General features: G+C 62.0%; 21 protein-coding genes and 1 pseudogene. 3 read left to right on the top strand and 19 right to left on the bottom strand.

The window, feature by feature from the left end; translation table 11 throughout:
* Positions 1-9 precede the first annotated feature (9 nt).
* From EJ074_RS25290 to EJ074_RS25275, 4 genes are all read right to left on the bottom strand, one after another.
* Positions 10-756, bottom strand: a complete 747-nt coding sequence (locus EJ074_RS25290) for a metallophosphoesterase (protein WP_095808577.1) — start codon at positions 754-756, stop codon at positions 10-12.
* Positions 749-1,555, bottom strand: coding sequence for a nucleotidyltransferase (locus EJ074_RS25285; protein ID WP_095808665.1), 807 nt, complete (start codon positions 1,553-1,555; stop codon positions 749-751). The genes EJ074_RS25290 and EJ074_RS25285 overlap by 8 nt, the downstream gene beginning before the upstream one ends.
* A gap of 194 nt (positions 1,556-1,749) precedes the next feature.
* Positions 1,750-1,953, bottom strand: coding sequence for a hypothetical protein (locus EJ074_RS25280; RefSeq protein WP_129553856.1), 204 nt, complete (start codon positions 1,951-1,953; stop codon positions 1,750-1,752).
* 69 nt (positions 1,954-2,022) lie between these two features.
* A complete protein-coding gene (locus EJ074_RS25275; protein WP_095808663.1) occupies positions 2,023-2,238 on the bottom strand; it encodes a KTSC domain-containing protein in 216 nt (71 codons plus the stop codon).
* A 120-nt stretch (positions 2,239-2,358) separates the two neighbouring features.
* Between EJ074_RS25275 and EJ074_RS25270 the strand changes: the two genes are divergently transcribed.
* Entirely contained in the window at positions 2,359-2,964 is a 606-nt protein-coding gene (locus EJ074_RS25270; RefSeq protein ID WP_095808576.1) for an alpha-ketoglutarate-dependent dioxygenase AlkB, read from the top strand.
* Between the two features lie 4 nt (positions 2,965-2,968).
* Here EJ074_RS25270 and EJ074_RS25265 read toward each other — a convergent pair.
* The 4 genes and pseudogenes from EJ074_RS25265 to EJ074_RS25250 all read right to left on the bottom strand — a co-directional run bounded on the left by EJ074_RS25265 (position 2,969) and on the right by EJ074_RS25250 (position 6,735).
* A pseudogene (locus tag EJ074_RS25265) lies at positions 2,969-4,308 on the bottom strand (sorbosone dehydrogenase family protein).
* On the bottom strand, positions 4,295-4,747 hold the full coding sequence (locus EJ074_RS25260) for a DUF2231 domain-containing protein (RefSeq protein WP_095808574.1): 453 nt from the start codon (positions 4,745-4,747) through the stop codon (positions 4,295-4,297). The pseudogene EJ074_RS25265 and the gene EJ074_RS25260 overlap by 14 nt, the downstream one beginning before the upstream one ends.
* A gap of 168 nt (positions 4,748-4,915) precedes the next feature.
* Positions 4,916-5,992: an HWE histidine kinase domain-containing protein gene (locus tag EJ074_RS25255; RefSeq protein WP_129553855.1), complete on the bottom strand. Its 1,077-nt coding sequence runs from the start codon at positions 5,990-5,992 to the stop codon at positions 4,916-4,918.
* Positions 5,992-6,735, bottom strand: coding sequence for a Crp/Fnr family transcriptional regulator (locus EJ074_RS25250; protein WP_165350009.1), 744 nt, complete (start codon positions 6,733-6,735; stop codon positions 5,992-5,994). Before EJ074_RS25250 ends, EJ074_RS25255 begins: the two co-directional genes overlap by 1 nt.
* A 212-nt stretch (positions 6,736-6,947) precedes the next feature.
* On the opposite strand from EJ074_RS25250, the gene EJ074_RS25245 reads away from it, so the two are divergent.
* Positions 6,948-7,229 carry a hypothetical protein gene (locus EJ074_RS25245; protein ID WP_245454750.1) on the top strand — a complete coding sequence of 94 codons (282 nt, stop codon included), beginning with the start codon at positions 6,948-6,950 and terminating at the stop codon, positions 7,227-7,229.
* A gap of 386 nt (positions 7,230-7,615) precedes the next feature.
* The gene (locus EJ074_RS25240) at positions 7,616-8,575 is read left to right on the top strand and encodes a dihydrodipicolinate synthase family protein (protein WP_095808571.1); all 960 of its coding nucleotides are present in this window, start codon (positions 7,616-7,618) and stop codon (positions 8,573-8,575) included.
* Between the two features lie 115 nt (positions 8,576-8,690).
* Here the strand turns inward: EJ074_RS25240 and EJ074_RS25235 are convergent, their stop codons facing one another.
* From EJ074_RS25235 to EJ074_RS25190, 11 genes are all read right to left on the bottom strand, one after another.
* Positions 8,691-9,746, bottom strand: a complete 1,056-nt coding sequence (locus tag EJ074_RS25235) for a GlxA family transcriptional regulator (RefSeq protein ID WP_129553854.1) — start codon at positions 9,744-9,746, stop codon at positions 8,691-8,693.
* Positions 9,743-9,892 carry a hypothetical protein gene (locus EJ074_RS29835; RefSeq protein WP_165350008.1) on the bottom strand — a complete coding sequence of 50 codons (150 nt, stop codon included), beginning with the start codon at positions 9,890-9,892 and terminating at the stop codon, positions 9,743-9,745. Before EJ074_RS29835 ends, EJ074_RS25235 begins: the two co-directional genes overlap by 4 nt.
* Positions 9,893-9,894: 2 nt before the next feature.
* Positions 9,895-11,448 (bottom strand): trimethylamine methyltransferase family protein, encoded by a 1,554-nt coding sequence (locus EJ074_RS25230; protein ID WP_095808569.1) that lies wholly within the window; start codon positions 11,446-11,448, stop codon positions 9,895-9,897.
* Between the two features lie 412 nt (positions 11,449-11,860).
* On the bottom strand, positions 11,861-12,283 hold the full coding sequence (locus tag EJ074_RS25225) for a cupin domain-containing protein (RefSeq protein WP_095808568.1): 423 nt from the start codon (positions 12,281-12,283) through the stop codon (positions 11,861-11,863).
* Positions 12,284-12,356: 73 nt separating this feature from the next.
* On the bottom strand, positions 12,357-13,397 hold the full coding sequence (locus tag EJ074_RS25220) for a betaine/proline/choline family ABC transporter ATP-binding protein (protein WP_129553853.1): 1,041 nt from the start codon (positions 13,395-13,397) through the stop codon (positions 12,357-12,359).
* Complete coding sequence (locus tag EJ074_RS25215; RefSeq protein WP_095808566.1) at positions 13,390-14,277, bottom strand: proline/glycine betaine ABC transporter permease; 888 nt, start codon at positions 14,275-14,277, stop codon at positions 13,390-13,392. The genes EJ074_RS25220 and EJ074_RS25215 overlap by 8 nt, the downstream gene beginning before the upstream one ends.
* Positions 14,278-14,423: 146 nt before the next feature.
* Positions 14,424-15,416, bottom strand: a complete 993-nt coding sequence (locus tag EJ074_RS25210) for a glycine betaine ABC transporter substrate-binding protein (RefSeq protein WP_095808565.1) — start codon at positions 15,414-15,416, stop codon at positions 14,424-14,426.
* A 135-nt stretch (positions 15,417-15,551) separates the two neighbouring features.
* The gene (locus EJ074_RS25205) at positions 15,552-16,823 is read right to left on the bottom strand and encodes an FAD-binding oxidoreductase (RefSeq protein ID WP_176478461.1); all 1,272 of its coding nucleotides are present in this window, start codon (positions 16,821-16,823) and stop codon (positions 15,552-15,554) included.
* A gap of 73 nt (positions 16,824-16,896) precedes the next feature.
* The gene (locus tag EJ074_RS25200) at positions 16,897-17,784 is read right to left on the bottom strand and encodes a dihydrodipicolinate synthase family protein (RefSeq protein WP_095808563.1); all 888 of its coding nucleotides are present in this window, start codon (positions 17,782-17,784) and stop codon (positions 16,897-16,899) included.
* A gap of 4 nt (positions 17,785-17,788) precedes the next feature.
* Positions 17,789-17,971: a hypothetical protein gene (locus EJ074_RS25195; protein ID WP_095808562.1), complete on the bottom strand. Its 183-nt coding sequence runs from the start codon at positions 17,969-17,971 to the stop codon at positions 17,789-17,791.
* Positions 17,968-18,681, bottom strand: a complete 714-nt coding sequence (locus tag EJ074_RS25190; RefSeq protein WP_095808561.1) for a GntR family transcriptional regulator — start codon at positions 18,679-18,681, stop codon at positions 17,968-17,970. The genes EJ074_RS25195 and EJ074_RS25190 overlap by 4 nt, the downstream gene beginning before the upstream one ends.
* Between the last annotated feature and the right edge of the window lie 264 nt (positions 18,682-18,945).

The following is an 18,945-nucleotide window of genomic DNA, read 5'->3' as shown; positions in this document are numbered from 1 at the left end:
CGGGGCCGTTCAGATTTCAAGCAAGGCGTAGGGGCGGCCCGTCGGCTTGGTGACATGCTTGGCGACGTTGTAGACCCTGGCGCCGCCGGGAGTCCGGCCTTCGTAGGAACCGCGATGGGCGTGTCCGTGCACGACCGCGCTCACCTCGAATCGGTCGATCGTCTCGGCCAGCCGCGAGGATCCGAGGAACGGGAAGATTTCCAAGGGCTCGCCGGCAACGGTCTCGGCGATCGGAGCATAGTGCAGGATCACGAGCGTGCGCTTGGCGCGGACCTGGCGCATGGCATTCTCGAGCCGCATCGCCTCGTTGACGCTCTCGGCCACCATCGCCTTGATCGCGGGCTCGCCGAAGGAGCCGAGCATTCTGGGGCCGAAGCCGCCGACGAATCCCTTCACGCCGACAAAGCCGACATCGTTCAGTTCGACCGCCTGCCCGTCCAGGAGATGGACGCCGGCCTGGCGCAGCGTTGCCGAAACCTGTTCGACACAACCGCATTCGTAGTCGTGATTGCCGAGCACCCCGACGACGGGGATAGAGCATGCGCGCAGCTCCTCAGCCAGCAGCTCGGCCTCCCGGGGCTTGCCGAGGTTGGTGAGATCGCCGGTGAGGACAAGGACATCGGCTTCCCGAGACACCTCCCCAAACAGCTCGCGATAGGAGATGTCGGCATCTTCCTGGACATGCAGGTCGCCCATGGCGGCGACTTTGATGGTCCCGTTCCCGTTCGGCTTCGCTGATTTGGTCGGTTCAGGCATCACGTAGCTCTCCCACACCGCCGACGCCCGCAAACCCCCATTCCTTGACGTCGATCTCATAGTCGAGCTGCGACAGAAGCCGGCCGCGACAGACCTTGGTCCGTGAGGGCGGCAGCAGCCGTTGCCGCGCAAGCCGTTCCAGCAGATCGTCGAGCAGCCAGTCGGGAATGCGGTCGCGCTCGCTGGGATAGATCCATCGGAAACTGAGCAACTGCATCAGCAGCACTTCCCAATGGACGTCGAGATAGGTAAGCAGCCTTTGCCAGTCGATCTGGTCATGCGCTTTCAGGATCGTATGGGCGATATCGGCGCCGTCGTGGCGGCCTCTGTCCTGGATGAAGCATTTCGACCAGATCAGCTCGGTCGGACCGATGATCCTGACCCGGCTTCCCAGCAGTTCGATCTGACGGGCATGTTCCAGCCACTGGTCCTCGACCTGCATGGTGCCGTTGGCCGAAGCAAAGATCACGTCGAAGAAGTGCTTGCCATCGAAGACCTTTCCAAGCCAACGCTCGTCCCTGATCTCGACCGCATGGCCGATCTGCTTGAAATGGGCCAGAATGCGCGGACAGTCCCCGGCCTTGCAGAAGATATCGAGATCCTTGGTCGCACGGACAACGCCTGTGTAGGCGCTTACCGCATAGGTGCCGGCGACGAGAAAGGGAATGTCGGTGGCGGCGAGTTCGCGGATTGCATGCGTGTAGAAGGCTTCCGCCTCAGCGCTTTTTAGCGTCGGCTCGGCTTTGGCGTCGATGGCTGGAAGTGACTCCAACACGCCCGTCAACTCATCGTTGCCCATGAACCACTCCGGCTTCGGACCTTGTCCGTCTGCTCGATAACAGCCGGCGCCCTGGCTTGTTCCGTTGTCGGGTATTTCGTCCAGACCCCGCGCAATCGCGGCCAAGGCGGCAACGATCAAAACCTAAGCACCGCCCGTCTGCTCTGCAACCAAGCGAAAACAATGCCTTAAGGGCTATGAGCTTATCTGGCGCTCTAGTCTTTTTGCTCGCGATACAAACGCTCGGCGCCACGGTCGCTTTCGCGCCGCTCTACCAGTCCTCTGCGGCGACGGGTGGCGAGCGCATAGATGATCACAAGCAGAAGAATAACCGGCCCGCCGATCACAGCGAATGTCCACAAATCGGTGCCGAACATGACTTTCCCTTCCTGGTCGAAAGTGGCTGTTCCAGCAACCATGCGCTGGTCCTGGCTAACCGGCGAAGGATGGAAATGTTCCGGTTCGCCGGGCCGACGCCAATGCGCCGTTCAATGCCCGCGTCCGTGCTCGACCAATTGGAACCGGTAGCGATCGCGCACGAACTCGTTGAAGAACCGCCCTTTCGAGAAAGCAGATTTGAAGGCCGCATAAGTTTCGGGCTCGACCTCTTCATAGTCGTAGCGGTCGCCGCTCGGAACGAACCACACCGAAAGCGTCCTCGTCGCCGGATCATAGTGCATGTTGCGTATGGCGGTTGAAGGCATCTCCGGCATCCAGCTGGCGAATGCGTAATGCCCCGGCCGCTCCCTCGGTTCCGGGCAATGGGCATGATCATGCTGGTGGTGAAGCCTTGCAGGAAACCCTGAGCTCCCTATCTGGCAGCCATGCCAGCAATGAAACCCAGAACTATGACGTCGGCCCGGCAGGGCGATCTGTTCGCCCCCGCAGCCAGCTTGCCGCAAGGCTTTCTCTATCGGCCGGATCTGATCACGCGCGCCGAAGAAGACGAACTGGTTCTTCGCCTCGCCGGTCTGCCGTTCAAACCTTTCGACTTCCACGGTCATCTGGCCAACAGGCAGGTCGTCGGCTTCGGTTTGCGCTACGACTATGATCGCCGTCAGGTGGTGGAAGCGGACGCCATACCCGATTTCCTCTTGCCTCTTCGCCGCAAGGTCGCCGATTTTGCCCGCCGCCCGGCCGCGGAGTTCGCACAGGTTCTGATCAACGAATATCGGCCAGGCGCCGGCATAGGCTGGCATCGCGACAAGCCGCAATTCGAACTCGTCGCAGGTGTTTCCCTGCTGGCGCCGTGCAGCTTCCGGCTCCGGCGCAGGAACGGCGCGAGATGGGATCGGGAAACGATCGAGGTCGAACCAAGATCCGCCTATCTTATGGGCGGTCCGACGCGCGATGAATGGGAGCACAGCATTCCGCCGGTGGACCAGCACCGCTACTCGGTCACCTTCCGGACCTTGAGGCCCAATCCGTGACTTCCTACGAGGCCGGCGCCGCCGACGTCACCCGCCAGACGGTGTTGCCGACATCGTCGGCGATGAGCAGCGCGCCGGATTTGTCGACGGCGACGCCGACCGGCCGGCCCCTCGCCTCGCCCTTGTCGTTGAGGAAGCCGGTGACGACATCCTGCGCCATGCCGTTCGGATGGCCGCCGCTGAACGGCACGAAGACGACCTTGTAGCCGTTGAAGCGCTGGCGGTCCCAGCTGCCATGCTCGCCGACGAAGGCGCCGCCCCGATAAGCCTGCGGCAGGCTCGTGGCCGTGTAGAACGCCAAGCCCAGCGGCGCGACATGCGAACTCAGTGCGTAGTCGGGCGCAATGGCCTTGGCCACCATGTCCGGCCGTTGCGGCATGACGCGCGGATCGACATGCTGACCGTAGTAGCTGTAGGGCCAGCCGTAGAAGGCACCGTCCTTCACCGAAGTCATGTAGTCCGGCACAAGGTTCGGACCGAGCTCGTCACGTTCGTTGACAACCGGAGCGCTTTGCTCGTCGGCTCGAACGACAGGCCGTTCGGGTTGCGCAGACCGCTGGCGAAGATGCGCGACCGGCCCGTGGCGCGATCCACCTCCCAGATCGCCGCCCGGTCCTTTTCGGCCTGGATGCCGTTCTCGGTGATGTTGCTGTTCGAGCCGACGCCGACATAGAGCAAAGAGCCATCGGGGCTCGCGACCAGGCTTTTCGTCCAATGGTGGTCGATCGGACCGCCCGGGAGGTCCGTCAGCACCTTGCCCGGCGCGGTGATCTTGGTGTCGCCCGGCTGGTAGGGGTAGCGCACGATTGCGTCGGTGTTTGCCACGTACAGGTCGTTGCCGACCAGCGCCACGCCGAAGGGCGCGTTGAGGTGGTCGAGGAAGACGCCCTGATATTCAGGCTTGCCGTCGCCATTGCTGTCCCGCAGCAGGGTGATGCGGTTGCTGGACCCGGTGTTGCCGCCGGAAGTCACCCAGGACTCGACCCAGCCCATCACGATGTCTTTCGGCCGTTTGGCCGATGCTTCGTCGGGGGCTTTCGATTCCACAACGAGAATGTCGCCATTGGGCAACACATACAGAGACCGCGGATGCTGGAGGCCTTTGGCCAGGGACTGGATCTGCAGGCCCTGCGCGACGGCGGGCTTCTCGTCGTTCTTCCAGCCGACGACCGACGCCAGATGCATCGGTGGGAACAGATACTGGCGTATCTCCGGCAGTTTCGGATTTGGACCGATCTGGTCCTTCGGGTCCGTGTTGTCGTCGCTGCACCCGGCTGCGCCCAATGCGGCCGCACTCAGCAGCGCCGCCGTCGTCCATCTGATGGGTCCTTCAAATCGTCTCATCGGCCACTCCCACATGATGGCGATAGACCAGCCCCCAGCCGAGCCAGCCGGTGAACAACAGGATGACCACCACCAGGGCCGACAGGATCAGCCCGGTCGGGACCACGGAAGTCCAGGCGTCGCGCGTATGGACAAGCATGTTGAGGAAGGCGAGCACGAGCGCCACGAGATTTCCCCCCATGTGCAGCCATGCGGTCGGCTGCTCGCGTATGCGGCTTTCCCCGAGAAGATCGATCAAGCCCGCAAGGGCCGCCAGAATCCCGACGATGACACCGACCGTGACCAGCCAGGCCGAAAAATTGGCCCATGTCATTTCCGCGGTTCGCCAGTAGACGATGTCGGTGAGCAAGGTGCCGACAAAGCACGCGATGGGTATCGTGACAAGCATGGGATGGACGGGATGACCGGCTATTCTTGCCGTTGATCTTGGGTTTTTCATGCGGAAGCTCCTTTCCGCCAGACGCCGCGTTGGATTCAACAAGGCAGACAGGCGAATGTTCCTCCGAACCTGTTCCCGCGCTTCACTTGATCGTGAGGATTCGCTTGCGCCTGCGCGCCTCAGGCGGCATGCATCGGCAAGACATGGAAGCGTATGTCTAATTCCGCTTTAGGCCCGCGTGCGAATTGCGCGAAGAGGGATCTGGGCATCGAAACTGAGCCCCGTCGGCTCGATGCGCAAATCCACCGACGCTTCGAGTTCGTAAGGCAGCGTGCGGTGAAGGACCTCCCAGCCGAAGCCCTGTCGCGACGCCGGCTTCAGATCCTGCAAGCCGTTCTCGGTCCAGGTGAGCCGAAGCATGTCGTCATCATTGACGTTCCATTCGATGACGATCCGCCCTGCACGGTTGGAAAGCGCGCCATATTTCACGGCGTTTGTCGCCAGTTCATGCACGGCCAGACCGATGGTCTCGGCAGCCTTGGCCGCGAGCGCCAATGCGGGACCATTGATGGTCAGGTTCTCACCTTCCTTGGCCCCTGCGGCGCGCAACTCCTCCGCGATGATCGGCGCCAGTTCGACTTCGGACGAGCGATTGCGGGTGACAGCCGCCTGCACGCGCGCAAAAGCATTGATACGCCCGTCGAGATGCGCGGTGGCTTCGTCCAAGGACTCGCTCTGCTCCATGGTGCGCCGCACGATGGAACGGATCACCGCCAAGGTGTTGCGCACATGGTGCTGCAGTTCGGCAAAGCGTGCCTGCTGCTGTTCCCCGGCCTGTCTGAACCGGGTGATGTCCTGCCCGATGCCGCCGATATGGGCCACCTTGCCGGTCTCGTCGCGTATGGGGAAATCGGTGTCGCGCAGCCATCGCACCTCGTTGTCGCTCGGCCGGCATATGCGGTATTCGAAGACCACGCGCTCACCGTCGCGAACGCGCCGGATATGGGCAAGCACGTGATCGCGGTCCTGCGGCACGACCAGGTCGATCCATCTGGCAAAATTGTCGCCGGCAAGCGCCTTCTCTCGCGGCAGGCCATAGATCGCGTCGAATGGCGGTGTCAGGTACTCCCATTGCAAGGTCTCGGCATTGCGGATCCACAAAACGTCGGAAGCCGCCTCGCCGAACTGCCGCAGGTTTTCTTCGCTTTGGCGAAGGCGGACCTTGGCGCCTGCCCGCTCGTGCAAGGCCGCCCGAATTTCGGTCAAGTCGCGTTCGCGATGTTCATCTGCCGGGGTCTTGGACATCACTCCTCATTGGCATCGAGATGCCGGCCTTCCCGGTCAAGATGCAGATAGTTCGGATTGAACAACGCTGCGTCCTGCAGCGCCTTGAGATTGGGGATCATCAGGGTTCGATCTTTGAGGATGATGAGGTTTGATGCCCGCAATTCCTGCAATGTTCGATTGACATGCACCGTCGACATGCCGAGCGTCTCGCCAAGCTCGGTTTGCGTCAGCGGGAATTCGCAGCTGTTGTCACTGGTGCAGCCCGCGGCCTCAAGCCGAATGAAAAGTTCGCACAACAGGTGCGCCATCCGCTCCAGCGCATCGCGCTGGCCAAGGTTGACGGTCCACTCGCGCTGGATTGCCGCCGCGACCAGGGATTCCCACCAAAGCGCCTGGGTTATGCGGGGATGGCCGATCATCATTTCATCGAAGGACGTCCGCGAAATTTCGGAAACCGCCACCGGCGTGATCGCGCCGATCGAATGATCCATTTCCTTCAGGATGAACACATTGAGATCGCAAAGGTCGCCCGGCAGGAAGAAGGCGATGATCTGGCGGCGGCCGTCTTCCAGCGTCTTGTAGCGGCAAGCCCATCCTTCGTTGATAAGATTGATGAATTCCGGCTTCTCGCCCTCGTGGATGATGTCTTCGCGCGCGGCAAAGCGGCGCACGCGCTGCGCCGCGATCCTGACCAGCATTTCCTTGTCTGCCAGGGAAAGCCGCGTGAATTTTTCAAGCTTGCGGATCAGAGGCCGTCTCATCGCGTTGTCCTCTTGACCTGATACATCGATCGCGCGGCGTTTGACCTATCCTATGTTAACGTCGGGTGGTCGCACCGCAGTCCAAGGGTGGTTGTCCAGGAGACTCGTCATGGAAAATCCGCTTGCGATGCTCCGCGTGCTCGTGGCCGAAGACGAGTATTTCATCGCTCAGGATATCACGAACAGCCTTGCGTTGCTTGGAGCGACGGTGGTTGGCCCGGTCTCGAGCGGCAGCCCTGCGCGCCATCGCAGAACTCGATATCGACGCCGCGGTGCTGGACCTTAATCTCGAAGGGACCATCGACTTTGCGGTCGCCGACGAACTCACCCGCAGGAATCTTCCGTTCGTCTTCGCCACCGGCTACGACCCCGCCGTCATTCCCCCTCGTTTCGCCAGGATCGGCCTGTTCGAGAAGCCGTTCGACACCGCAGAATTGGCGCGGCACCTTCTTGACGTGATGCGTGACGATCCCCAGCCCGGCGCGAGCAATTGACCAAGTTGAGCTTGCCGCGCCGGCCCGCCCACCAGGTGGGCAGGGGCCGGGCCGGCTTGAGCTGGTTGCCACCATTGTCAGCCAAGATCCGAAACTAACTGAAGCCGGAAGTCGCGCCATAACCCTCGTTAACGATGCCTACCTGCATGTCGCGCAAAAGTGTGCAGCGGTTTTTGCGAAAACGACATGCATAAAGACAAAGCCCTAAGGCGCGTCGCCGGGATCCGTTTCAGCGCGACGCGCTTTAAAACCAACGATCCAGGTCTGCGACATCCGCGACCAGACGTGGCCGGCGGCAGCACCGTAGCCATAACTATTTGCTTGGCAAGCAGTGCTTCTCGGGGACAAACTGGCCAATCTGCCAGCCAGCCTCAAGGGGAATCCAAATGACCGCCAATGTGTTTTCCGGCTGCATGCCGGCGCTGATGACGCCCTGCACGAATGAGCGTCTTCCCGACTTCGACGCGCTGGTGCGCAAGGGACGCGAACTGATCGTCGCCGGCATGTCGGCGGTCGTCTATTGCGGTTCGATGGGCGACTGGCCGCTGTTGACCGACGCGCAGCGGATGGCCGGCGTCGAGCGCCTGGTTGAGGCCGGCGTGCCGGTGATCGTCGGCACCGGCGCGGTCAACACCGCCAGCGCCGTCGCCCACGCCGCCCATGCCCACAAGGTCGGTGCCCGCGGCCTGATGGTGATCCCGCGCGTCTTGTCGCGCGGCCCCTCGGTGGCGGCGCAGCGCCATCATTTCAAGGCCATTCTGGCGGCCGCGCCCGATCTGCCGGCGGTGATCTACAACAGTCCCTATTACGGCTTTGCCACGCGCGCCGATCTGTTCTTCGCGCTGCGCGCCGAGCACCCCAACCTGGTCGGTTTCAAGGAGTTCGGCGGCCCGGCGGATCTGCGCTATGCGGCCGAAAACATCACCAGCCGCGACGACGAGGTGGCGCTGATGATCGGCGTCGACACCGCCGTCTTCCATGGTTTCGTCAATTGCGGGGCTTCCGGCGCCATCACCGGCATCGGCAACGTGCTGCCGAAGGAAGTGCTGCACCTGGTGGGCCTGAGCCAGGCGGCGGCGAAGGGCGATGCCGAAGCGCGCCGCCTCGCCCAGGAGCTGGACGCCGCGCTGGCCGTGCTCTCCTCCTTCGATGAAGGCCCCGACCTGGTGCTCTATTTCAAGCACATGATGGTGCTCAAGGGTAACCCCGAATACCGGCTGCATTTCAACCAGACGGATGCCCTGAGCGACAGCCAGCGCGGCTATGCCGAGCAGCAGCTCAGCCTGTTCGATACCTGGTATGCGCAGTGGTCGCGACAGCCGCAGATGGCGAGATACGCCGCCTGATCATGGACGCGGCGCCGGGCTCGCCCGGCGCCGCCGCTTCGCGACGATGTTGATGTTCGCGCCGGGGAAGCAGGCGGAGTCTGATGGCCCCGCCAACAACCCTGCCGCAGGCTCGTCATCCCAGGCCCGGCCCGACCCAGGCGGGCACCGTGGCGCGACACTGCTGCGGCGAGAGCCCGTTGAAGGCTCTGAAGCACTTTGCAAAGTGCGAGGCGGATATGAATCCGCAGGCGATGGCGACATCGATGATGGGCATTCGCGTGCCTTCGATCAGGCGCTTGGCATGATCGACTCTGATCCGCAGGTAATGGCGCACTGGCGGCAGCCCCAGATGCACCGCAAACAGTCGTTCCAGTTGGCGGCGCGATATCCCTGCCCGGTCCGCCACCTCGTCCATGGGGAGCGGGAATTCGACGTTCTCCTCCATGATCCGCATTGCCATCACGAGCTTGTCGCTCACGCCGGTAAAGGCGAGACCCGAAGGCCCGGTCTGCCGGTTCGATCCTGAGCGCTGACCTTCGACGGTCGCGTGCCGGCACACCTCCTGCGCCACATACCTGCCTGCATGGCTGCCGATCAGGTCGACGGCAAGGTCGAAGGCGGCCAGTTCGCCGGCGCAGGTCGAATACTGCCCATCCTTGACGAAGAGAGAGTCGCGGATGCGCGGCTGGTTGAACATTTCTGAAAAAGCGGCAAGCCGCGACCAATGGATCGTGCAACGCGTGCCTGCCAGGAGACCGGTCTGGGCAAGCAGCCATGTCGCGGTTCCGACGGCTGATATCGCAACGCCACGGCGCGCCATCACCCGCAGAAACCGATTGAGTTGCGGGGTCAGTTGCCGCTCTACCGGTTCGCCTGCAACGACGGCAAGCTGGCCAAGTCTACGATCCTGTGGGTTGGAAGTCAGCTCATCGACGGTGACGTCAACGGGAATGGCGAGGCCGTTGGCGCCCTCGACCGGGCGCGCATCCAGGCCCGCGATCCGCCATCGGAAAAGCGGCAATCTCGATACCGTGTTGGCGATGCGGAACGGCTCGATGTAGGCGTGCAGCGCCAGATGCGAGAACCCCGGCAGCACCAGGACCACCAGGTCGAATGGCCGTTCCGCCGCCGCCGAAATTTCCGGCGTCGCCAACGACCTCATGGCGCTGATGTTGGCGGGTGCGTTCATCCGTATGTGACCAACGGTTTGCCGGACATGGCGTTCTGATCCTCGGCGTCTTCGTCCAGATATACCGGATGCGTGACCCTGCTGCGATAGACGCCGCCCTTGACCGGCAGCTGCGCCGCATAGACGTTGATCCGGTCAATGCGCACGCTCAGTAGTCCTCGTTCAGCGCGTCCACCGCCGGGATCTCGCGCGATCGACGGTCGATATAGGCGCGCAGTTCCTCGTCTTTCGCAATATCGAGAGTGGGCCCTTCATACTCGGCCAGCAGCCGACGGGCATGCTCAAGCGCCCGCTGCTTGATGTCCTTGGAGCCGTCCGCGTACCACTGCTCGATCGAGTTGTTGTCGAAAAGCTTTGGGATGAAGAAGGCCCGCTCGAAATTCGCCTGCGTGTGGGGGTGGCCGAGATAATGGCCGCCCGGGCCGACGTCGCGCACGGCAGCAAGAGCTTCGTCGAAGTCGTCCCACTGGACGCCCTGCGTCATGCGATAGCCCATCGAGCAGACCTCGGCGTCGACGACGAACTTCGCGATCGAGCAGTGCATGCCGGCTTCGTTCCAGCCGGCCGAATGCCAGATGTAGTTGGCGCCCGACATCAGCACCGCCATCATGGTCATGGCGCTTTCATAGCCGGCCTGCGCATCGAAGACCTTGGCGCCCCCGAGCAGGTTGGATGTGCGCCAGGGAACGTTGTAGCGGCGAGCCATCTGGCCGATCATGAAATTCATCAGCGAGATTTCCGGCGTTCCCGCCATCGGCGCTCCCGATTGCATCGACACGGTCGACAGATAGTGCCCATAGATTGCGGGGCAGCCTTTGCGGATCACCTGCGTGTAGGCGAGCGCCGAAAGCGCCTCCGCGTTGAGCTGCGCCACGGCCGCCGCCGTGGAGGCCGGCGTGTTGGCGCCGCCGAGAACGAAGGGCGAGCACAGCACCGGCTGGTTGCGCCGGCAGAAAGCGCGCATGGCGCCGAGCATGACCTGGTCCCAGACCAGCGGTGAATTGCCGTTGCAATTGCCCGTCGCCACCGCATGCGTCTCGAGAAAGCCTTCGCCGAAGAGGATCTCGCACATGTCGAGCACATCCTCGGCATTCTTGGGCGAGGTGGTCATGCCCATGAACATCTTGTCCGAATGCTTCATCGACGAATAGGTGATGTGCAGGTGCCGATGCGCAACGACAATGTCCATTGGCTCGACGATGTGGTGCGCCGACGAATGCAGCGCCGGCATCATGTGCGCCAGCTTGTGGAAGGTACCGAGGTCGGCGATCGTCGGGCCACGCCTGACGTCGTCGAGGTCGCGCATGTAGGGCGCGCCGGTCATCGGCACGAAAATCGACTTCGGCCCACCGAGTTCGACATTCTTCGCCGGATCGCGAGCGAAGTATTCGATCTTGGAAGGAATGGTCTTGATGAGTTCCATGACCAGGCCGCGGTCGAGATGGACGCGGTCGTCCGCGCGCACATCGGCCCCTGCCCTCTTCCAGTCCTCGATCGCGATCGGATCGCGAAACACCACGCCGACCTCTTCGAGGATCGCGAGCGAAGCCTCGTGGATACGCTCGACCTGCTCGGCATCCATCGGCTCCACAACCGGCAGGCCCCGCTTCAGCGTCGGCAGCATGTCGATCTTCGGTGCCGTGCGGATCGTGCGCCGCGCTTCCCGGCCGCCTCTACGAGAAACTTGCAGTTGAGCAGTCATACCGGCCTCCAGAAATAGCAACGCGGCCCGTTTGAGCCGGTCGGAACTATTGCCGGAGCCAGGAGATTTGACCAACTGCAAAAGTCTCACGCGTCTGTTGACTAAACTGCCACGCAGTTGCGCGCAGCCAGTTCGATCGCGTTGGAGGCTGATACGGGCTGCCCGTCAGCCTCGGCGCGATCTCGCTGAAGCAGCAGGACGCGTGCCCGGCCCCGGAGAAAATCCCAGCAAACCAGAGAAGGTTGACGATCGGGCTACCGCTGCACGGGCGCGCACTCGGCAAGCGGAAATAATGTCACGAGGCAGGCTATTTTTTGCGAGGCTCCAGGGCCGCGTCGCAAGCTCGCATCAGGTCGGAAGCTGACCTTCCGCCCTGCCTGGTTCTGGCGCAAGCCGCCCGAAGGCGGCCGCCTTACTCATCGGCGGCTGGTTCGCGTCTGGTGTAGATCAACAGAACCAGCGCCCCATCTTTGGACCCTGAACTGTGCGCGGCGTCCGGCGCCCTGCAACAATACTCACCCGGCCCAAGCGTGTGATCCTGATCGTAGAAGGATCCTTCGATCACATAGATCTGCTCGAACTCTCCCGGATGGGTGTGACTGCCCGCATATGCGCCGGCATCGACCTTCATCAGCATGGTTTTCTCGCCGCGCGCGGCATCTTCATACAGAGGCTTTATCCAAAATCCCGAAGCGTCCGTGGGCTCCCATTCCGCCGAGCTTGACGAAAAATATCGGGAGCCCAGGACAGGCGCTCGAATGCCAGATCTTGCTGAACTGCCACCTTCTATGGACCAGGTCTCCGCGGTGGACTCGCTGCGCTCATTGGCTTTCATGTTTTTCCTTTCGCTATCGAAATCCCCGGACGTTCTCGTAAACGATCATCGCGTCCGAGGGCCACTACATCCCTCACGCGGCGATGCCCGATGATAGAGCCGCCGTGATCTGACGAAGGGAAACCAGTCCGAGAGGCTGGTCGCTGTCGCCGGTGACGACGGCCGTGTCATGGGAAGAGTTCGTCAGTTCCTTGGCGGCGACTTCGAGCGTCGAGCCGGACTTCAGCTTCGGCAGCGACCTGTCGTCGGATCGCGGGGCGGGTTCCATGACGGCATCGATCCTTATGAAACGCCCGCGATTGACGTCCTTCACGAACCTCGCGATGTAGTCGTCGGCGGGTCTCAAGAGGATTTCCTGGCTGTCGCCCTGCTGGATGATCGACCCGTCCCGCAAGATGACGATCTGGTCGCCGAGCCTCAGCGCCTCGTCCAGGTCGTGAGTAATGAAGACGATGGTCTTCTTCAGCTCCGCCTGCAATTCGAGAAGCATGGTCTGCATATCGGTCCTGATCAGCGGATCGAGAGCCGAGTAGGCTTCGTCCATCAGAAGAATCGAGGCATCGTTGCTGAGAGCGCGCGCCAGCCCGACCCGCTGTTGCATGCCGCCGGACAATTCTTCGGGATAGCGCTGCTCAAACCCGACGAGGCCCACGCGCTCGATCCAGCGCGTGCCGATCTCGCGAGCCTTGCCCTTCTCGACCCCGCGGACCTCAAGCCCGAACGTCACGTTGTCGATCACGGTCCTGTGCGGCAGCAGGGCAAATCTCTGAAACACCATCGCCGTCTTGTTGCGGCGGAATTCCCGCAACTCCAGCTCGGACATTTCAAGAATGTTGCGTCCTTCGATTATGATCGAGCCGGACGTTGGCTCGATCAGGCGGTTGATGTGCCGGATCAGCGTCGACTTGCCGGATCCGGACAATCCCATCACGACCTGGATCTTGCCGGCGGGCATGGAGATGTTGATGTTGCTCAGCCCAAGAATATGTCCGTGCTTCTTTCCGAGTTCGGATTTTGACAACCCGTTCTGGACAGCGTTGACGTATCGCTCCGGAGACCGGCCAAATATCTTGTACAGATCGCGTATTTCGATCGACGCATCGCTCTTATTCATGTGCTGTACCCCGATGCTTCTGTAGGCGATGTCCGTAGGCCTGGCTGATGCGGTCGAAGATGATCGCGATGCCCACGATGGCAAAGCCGTTGAAGATGCCTTGTGTGAAATACTGGTTGGCGATGGCCTGCAGGACGTTCAGGCCGAGTCCCTGCACGCCGATCATCGAAGCAATGACAACCATTCCCAGCGCCATCATGATCGTCTGGTTGATGCCGGCCATGATCGTCGGCATGGCGAGTGGCATTTGGACCTTCCAAAGCTTCTGCCCGCGCGAGCAGCCATACGCGTCCGCTGCCTCCAGGACTTCCTTGTCGACCAGGCGGATGCCGAGGTCGGTGAGGCGGATGATCGGCGGGATGGCATAGATCACCACGGCGATGAAGCCAGGCACGCGGCCGATGCCCAGCAGCATGACCACCGGAATGAGATAGACGAAAGGCGGCATCGTTTGCATGACGTCGAGCACCGTCTGCATGGCGCCGCCCACGCGCTTGTAGCGGTTCATCAGGATGCCGAGCGGCAGGCCGATGGCAATGGAGAAGATCGTTGCCGTAAAGACGAGCGAAATCGTCTTCATCGCATCCTGCCACAGGCCGATGAGGCCAATCGCGATCAGCGTTCCCACGACGGCCAGAACCACGCTCCACTTACGCGCTGCAAACCACGCCACGGCGGCCAGCACAAGCACCACGAGCGGCCAGGGTGCGCTCGAAATTACCTCTTCGAAGAAGATCAGAACACGCTGCAGCGGGTAAAAGAAATTCTCGATCGACTCGCCGTAGACGCGTGTGAGGGCCCGGAGGGAACCGTCGATTGCCCGTTTGGCAGTCAGCAGGCCTTCAGGGTTCAATTGCGGGAATTTGAACAGCCAATCCATATCGCGATGCCCTATCGTGAGTGCGCCCGTTGGATACGCATTGCCGGCTACAGCCGACAGCAGAGATTAGACCCTATGCCGACACCGAGGCGCATAGGTGGAGGCCTCAAGAACGCTCGAAGCCCCCACCCGCTCGGCGCCAGACTTTAGAGCGCGGCCTTGACCTTTTCGGCGACGTCAGCCGGGACCCACTTGGTCCAGACTTCCGGCATGTTCTTGATGAACCACTTGGCCCCATCCTCGCCGTTCGCCTGGTTCTCGGTCATCCACAGCATCACCTTGCCGACTTCAGCCTGGGTCCAGCTGCGCTTGGCCAGATATTCCTTGACCGGGCCGACGTCGTCACGCTTGGTGAACTTGCTGCTGGCCAGCGTCACCATCTCAGCCTGTTTCCAATAGTTCGGCTTCGGGTCGGGGCAGTCCTGCTTCGAAGTGCAACGTGCCCACTCGGCGTCGTCATGCGCGCCTTCCAGACGCACCATCGGATACTTCACCAGAAGGGATGTCGGCGCCCAGTAAGCCGCGATAAAGCCCTGCTTGCGCTCGTAGGCCTTGGTGATGGCGCCGTCGAGAGCTGCCGCCGAGCCGCTCGGGATCAGCATGAAGCCCTTCTTGTCACCATCCATGGCCTTATACAGCTGCGCCGTCACAACCGTGTCGCCCCAACCCTGAGGCCCCTGGATGACGCCGCCTTTCGAAGGGTCTTCCGGAGCCGGAAACAGCTCCGGATGCTTCATGGCGTCGTCGACGGTTTTGATATCGGGATGCGCATCCGCGACATATTTGGGGATGTACCAGCCCGAAACCTGTCCGTCGCTGATCGCCGTGCCGATCTGGCTGATGCGTCCCTCGGCGGCGCCTTTGGTGTAGACGTCACCGAGCAGGCTTGGCGTCGATTCGGGCGAAATATCAGGCTGGCCCTTCTCGACCATCGCGGTGATGGTCGGCACGGTGTCACCCGCAACCGTCGTGGCGTTGCAGCCATAGCCGTTCGTAAGAATGAGCTTGTCGACATTGGACATGGCCTCGGCCGACTGCCAGCTGAACACCGCTAACGTGATGTCGCCGCAGGCCGCCTGCGCGGCACCCCCGCACAGCAGCCCTCCGAGGGCAACGGCAGAAAATAGTACTCTTCTCATGTAATCTCCTCCATACGCGTGGCTTTACTGACAAACCGACACCGAACCCACGCCGTCCGGCGAAACAGATCTCTGCGAGCAAGCAGGTGGATGCTAAGATGGTTTTCCTTCTTGTCGCGCCTCGGAACCGAGGCTTCACTCCAGGCCCGCCCTCCATTCACGAACCGCCATCTGGACCTTTGCGCCGAGCGTCGTGATTGGTTGAGGTGGCAGCATCCGCGGCGGCGGAAAGCTGGCGAAAATGCGGGTCAGGTCGGTCTGGACGCCTGTCGCGACCTCGGCGGCCGCTATCCCGGATGCGGTAGCCTTCGAAGCGCCAAGTCCATTGCAGCCGCAGGCGGCGAAAACCCCCTGCTCGACCTCGCCGAATGCGGGCACGCTGTTCCACGTCAGCGCCATGGCACCGCCCCAGCGGTGCTCCATGCCAACGTCCTTCAACGCCGGAAACCGCGCCGCAAACTTGCGCTCATGCAGAATGCCGGCGCTTGCGACTTCGCGATCTCCGGCGTTCAGGCCCGGATGGTACGAATAGCGCGATCGAACCAGAATGCGGTCGCCGCCCTGGGTGTTGATCCGGCGAACGGTCGTGCCCATCGGGAGGGCGGGCGTCGCGGCCCATTTCCTCTCTCCCGCCAGTCGCCTCGGGTCGAATTCCCTGGTCAGCGATGCATAGGTATAGACGTGCAGGAGCTGCCGCCGGAAGAAGCCGAAGCCCTGCGCATGACCGTTGTTCGCCAGGATGATCTTGGCCGCGCGGACGGACCCCTTCGGCGTCTTGACCAGCCATCCCGCACCGCTTTGTTCGAAGGAAATGGCAGGGGTGCGTTCAAAGACCTTCACAGGCCCCCTGAACGAGTCGGCAATGGCCCTGACATAAGCGGCTGGCTGAACGATCACCGTGCCTGGCGTGAATATCGCCGACGTGAATGTCTCAGTGCCCGTCACTGCGGCAGTTTCGGCCGCGCCTAGGAATTGATGGTCCTCTCCCAGCAGTCTTAGCTGTTCAGAATAAGCCACCAGGTGGCGGTCGCCTTCTGCAGTTGTCGCCATGCTGTAGCGGCCGCAGGGGTCGAAGATTTCGCGATCCCAGCCCTGCTCCTCCGCGAGTTCCTTGCCCAGCGAAATCGCTCGCCGATAGATGGCAATGTCTTGCTTGCTCTTTTTGGACGAGTCGCCGCTGAAGTCGTCGGACGAAACCTCGTGCGGCAAGTCGATGATGAAGCCGGAGTTGCGGCCCGCGGGGCCCTCGCCGACGACACCTGCCTCCAGCACCGCGACCTTCAGCCCGGGATCGAGCTGGGAAAGCCGGCGCGCCGCGGATAGCCCGGCGAAGCCGGCTCCGATAACCACGAAATCAACCGTCAGCGCACCTTCGAGCTGCGGTCGCTCGATACGCGGAGGCAGCATCGCAACCCATCCCGACACGCCAGGGTGTGTCGGGAAGCTGGAGGTTGCGAAGACTTTCGCTTTCGCGCTCACGTCAGGCCGCTTCCCTCTCGATAAGATTGCCGAGCGCCTGTCGCAGAGCCGCCACTTTGTCGGACGGGAGCGCCCGCAACGGCTTGCGGGGAATCCCCGCGCCATAGCCGGTCAGTTCGGCCGCGGCGTAAACCGACTGCACGTAGTCGCCTTCCCACAGAAGCGACATGACGGGCTCGAGCGACCTCCAGATCTCGCGGGCCTTGTCCCAATTTCTGGCGCCGGCCGCTTCAACCAAGGCTACGGTCGTCCTGGGGGCAAAATTCGCTCCGCCCCAGATGAGGCCGCTGCATCCCGCATAGAGCGCATAGGCGACCAGGTTGTCCGCGCCATTCATGACCGGAAGCCCGGTGCGGATCAGCGCGGCCTGCCTGCCGAGATCGCCGCTGCTGTCCTTCACCGCGCAGAAGCCGGGGATGGCGCAAAGTTCCTTGAGCAGCGACGGGGTGATCGCGACGCCCACCGCCTGAGGCACGTTGTAGCCGATGATTGGAAGTCCGCCATCGGCGACTTCCGAGTAGAAGTCCACGATACCCTGATCGTCCGTAGGCCCCTCGAAGAATGGCGGGAGCACCATCACGCCGTCCGCGCCGCTGCCTGCCGCGTGCCGGGTCTGCTCCACGACATCTTCCGCCAGCAGCGCCGAAGTCTGGGCGATGATCTTGGCGCGGCCGTTGATGAACTTCGCGCCCCGCTCGACCAGGGACCTCGATTCCTCTTTCGGCAGATAGACATGCATGCCGGTTCCGGAGCTCAGGACGAACCCCCGTACTCCGGCCGCGATGTAGCGTTCGATGTTTCGTTCGAGCCGTTGGAAGTCGATACGGCCTTGGGCGTCGAACGGTGTGGTGATGGCCAGGTTCAGGCCTGCAAAAAGAAAATCGGACATGCGCCTAAAACCTTTCCGGGCCGGACATTGTCAGATCCGACCAGATCGTTTTGAGCTGCGTGTATTGGTCGCGTGCCTGCAACGAGTTGCTCAAGCTGCCGAAACCCAATTGCTTGGGTCCGCCGAACGGCGTCGTCATCTCACCTTTGCCGAAGGAATTGACGCCGATGACGCCGGCTCCGATCATGTGACCGCCCCACCCAGATGCATATCCATTCCTTCTGGGGTCGCGTACATGGCAATGTTCTTTCGCGACAGATCGAGGTGAGCGCGAGTTATTTCAGCAGCTCGCTCGCCATTTCGAGATTCTATCGCCTCGATGATTTCATCATGCTGGTTCGATGCGGTGTCGAGGTCTCCCTGCATTTCCGCGTTGTTAGGGCGATAGAAGATTTTCGCGATACGCCCATGATCGATCAGCAGGCGACGCAAGCTGGGCAGCAGGTAGGGATTGTGCGCCATCTTGCCGATGCTCAAATGAAACTCGTCATTGAGGAAAACACGGCCATCGATGTCGCTTTGCCTGATCGCCTCTTTGAAACGGCTTTGGGTAAGCTTCAAAGCCTCGATCTCGGACGGCCTGGCGTTCTCTGCGGCAAGCTTTGTCGTCGCGACATAGATCATTGGCGCGACTAGGAAGAAATCCCGCAGCGACTGATAGCTCATCGACGCGACGCGGGCGGGCCGATTTGCCTCGAGCTCGATGTAGCCTTCCCCGGCCATCTGCCGCATGAGCTCGCGAACCGGCGGCCGCGACAAGCCAAACTCCTCGCTCAGCGCAACCTCGTCGACCACGGCTCCGGGCGCCAGTCGCATCGTCAGAATCCGTCGGCGCAGCACATGGTTCATCGTCGCCTTGCGGTCGGACGACAGAGGACTGCCTTCATCCATCTCCATTTGCGCTCCTCCCTCTGTCTACCTTAAGTCTACAAATTGTCTACAGTCAATAATAACTTTTGTAGACAGAGCTGGAAACGGGTCGAAATAACAGCCGCAACGCGATTCCAGGGCCGCCACACCTTGCCGCTGCGTGCCCCAATCGGGAGGCCGACAAGGTTCGGTTCAAGCACCTCGCTTCGAGACCATCGCGGCCGAGAGGAGCCCTTGACTATTGCCGGAACACGAAGGGGGTGACCTACTGCAAAAGTCTCACGCGCCTGT

It is taken from the genome of Mesorhizobium sp. M3A.F.Ca.ET.080.04.2.1 (assembly GCF_003952525.1).
Lineage (GTDB): Bacteria > Pseudomonadota > Alphaproteobacteria > Rhizobiales > Rhizobiaceae > Mesorhizobium.
The sequence above is the reverse complement of the archived record's forward strand: the minus strand, read 5'-3'. Positions and strand labels throughout refer to the sequence as shown.

Excerpts from the sequence above, each read along its gene's own strand:
- EJ074_RS25290 (WP_095808577.1), bottom strand. The coding sequence starts at position 756 with ATGCCTGAACCGACCAAATCAGCGAAGCCGAACGGGAACGGGACCATC.
- EJ074_RS25285 (WP_095808665.1), bottom strand. The coding sequence starts at position 1,555 with ATGGGCAACGATGAGTTGACGGGCGTGTTGGAGTCACTTCCAGCCATC.
- EJ074_RS25280 (WP_129553856.1), bottom strand. The coding sequence starts at position 1,953 with ATGGTTGCTGGAACAGCCACTTTCGACCAGGAAGGGAAAGTCATGTTC.
- EJ074_RS25275 (WP_095808663.1), bottom strand. The coding sequence starts at position 2,238 with ATGCCTTCAACCGCCATACGCAACATGCACTATGATCCGGCGACGAGG.
- EJ074_RS25270 (WP_095808576.1), top strand. The coding sequence starts at position 2,359 with ATGCCAGCAATGAAACCCAGAACTATGACGTCGGCCCGGCAGGGCGAT.
- EJ074_RS25260 (WP_095808574.1), bottom strand. The coding sequence starts at position 4,747 with ATGAAAAACCCAAGATCAACGGCAAGAATAGCCGGTCATCCCGTCCAT.
- EJ074_RS25255 (WP_129553855.1), bottom strand. The coding sequence starts at position 5,992 with ATGTCCAAGACCCCGGCAGATGAACATCGCGAACGCGACTTGACCGAA.
- EJ074_RS25250 (WP_165350009.1), bottom strand. The coding sequence starts at position 6,735 with ATGAGACGGCCTCTGATCCGCAAGCTTGAAAAATTCACGCGGCTTTCC.
- EJ074_RS25240 (WP_095808571.1), top strand. The coding sequence starts at position 7,616 with ATGACCGCCAATGTGTTTTCCGGCTGCATGCCGGCGCTGATGACGCCC.
- EJ074_RS25235 (WP_129553854.1), bottom strand. The coding sequence starts at position 9,746 with ATGAACGCACCCGCCAACATCAGCGCCATGAGGTCGTTGGCGACGCCG.
- EJ074_RS25230 (WP_095808569.1), bottom strand. The coding sequence starts at position 11,448 with ATGACTGCTCAACTGCAAGTTTCTCGTAGAGGCGGCCGGGAAGCGCGG.
- EJ074_RS25225 (WP_095808568.1), bottom strand. The coding sequence starts at position 12,283 with ATGAAAGCCAATGAGCGCAGCGAGTCCACCGCGGAGACCTGGTCCATA.
- EJ074_RS25220 (WP_129553853.1), bottom strand. The coding sequence starts at position 13,397 with ATGAATAAGAGCGATGCGTCGATCGAAATACGCGATCTGTACAAGATA.
- EJ074_RS25215 (WP_095808566.1), bottom strand. The coding sequence starts at position 14,277 with ATGGATTGGCTGTTCAAATTCCCGCAATTGAACCCTGAAGGCCTGCTG.
- EJ074_RS25210 (WP_095808565.1), bottom strand. The coding sequence starts at position 15,416 with ATGAGAAGAGTACTATTTTCTGCCGTTGCCCTCGGAGGGCTGCTGTGC.
- EJ074_RS25205 (WP_176478461.1), bottom strand. The coding sequence starts at position 16,823 with ATGCTGCCTCCGCGTATCGAGCGACCGCAGCTCGAAGGTGCGCTGACG.
- EJ074_RS25200 (WP_095808563.1), bottom strand. The coding sequence starts at position 17,784 with ATGTCCGATTTTCTTTTTGCAGGCCTGAACCTGGCCATCACCACACCG.
- EJ074_RS25195 (WP_095808562.1), bottom strand. The coding sequence starts at position 17,971 with ATGATCGGAGCCGGCGTCATCGGCGTCAATTCCTTCGGCAAAGGTGAG.
- EJ074_RS25190 (WP_095808561.1), bottom strand. The coding sequence starts at position 18,681 with ATGGAGATGGATGAAGGCAGTCCTCTGTCGTCCGACCGCAAGGCGACG.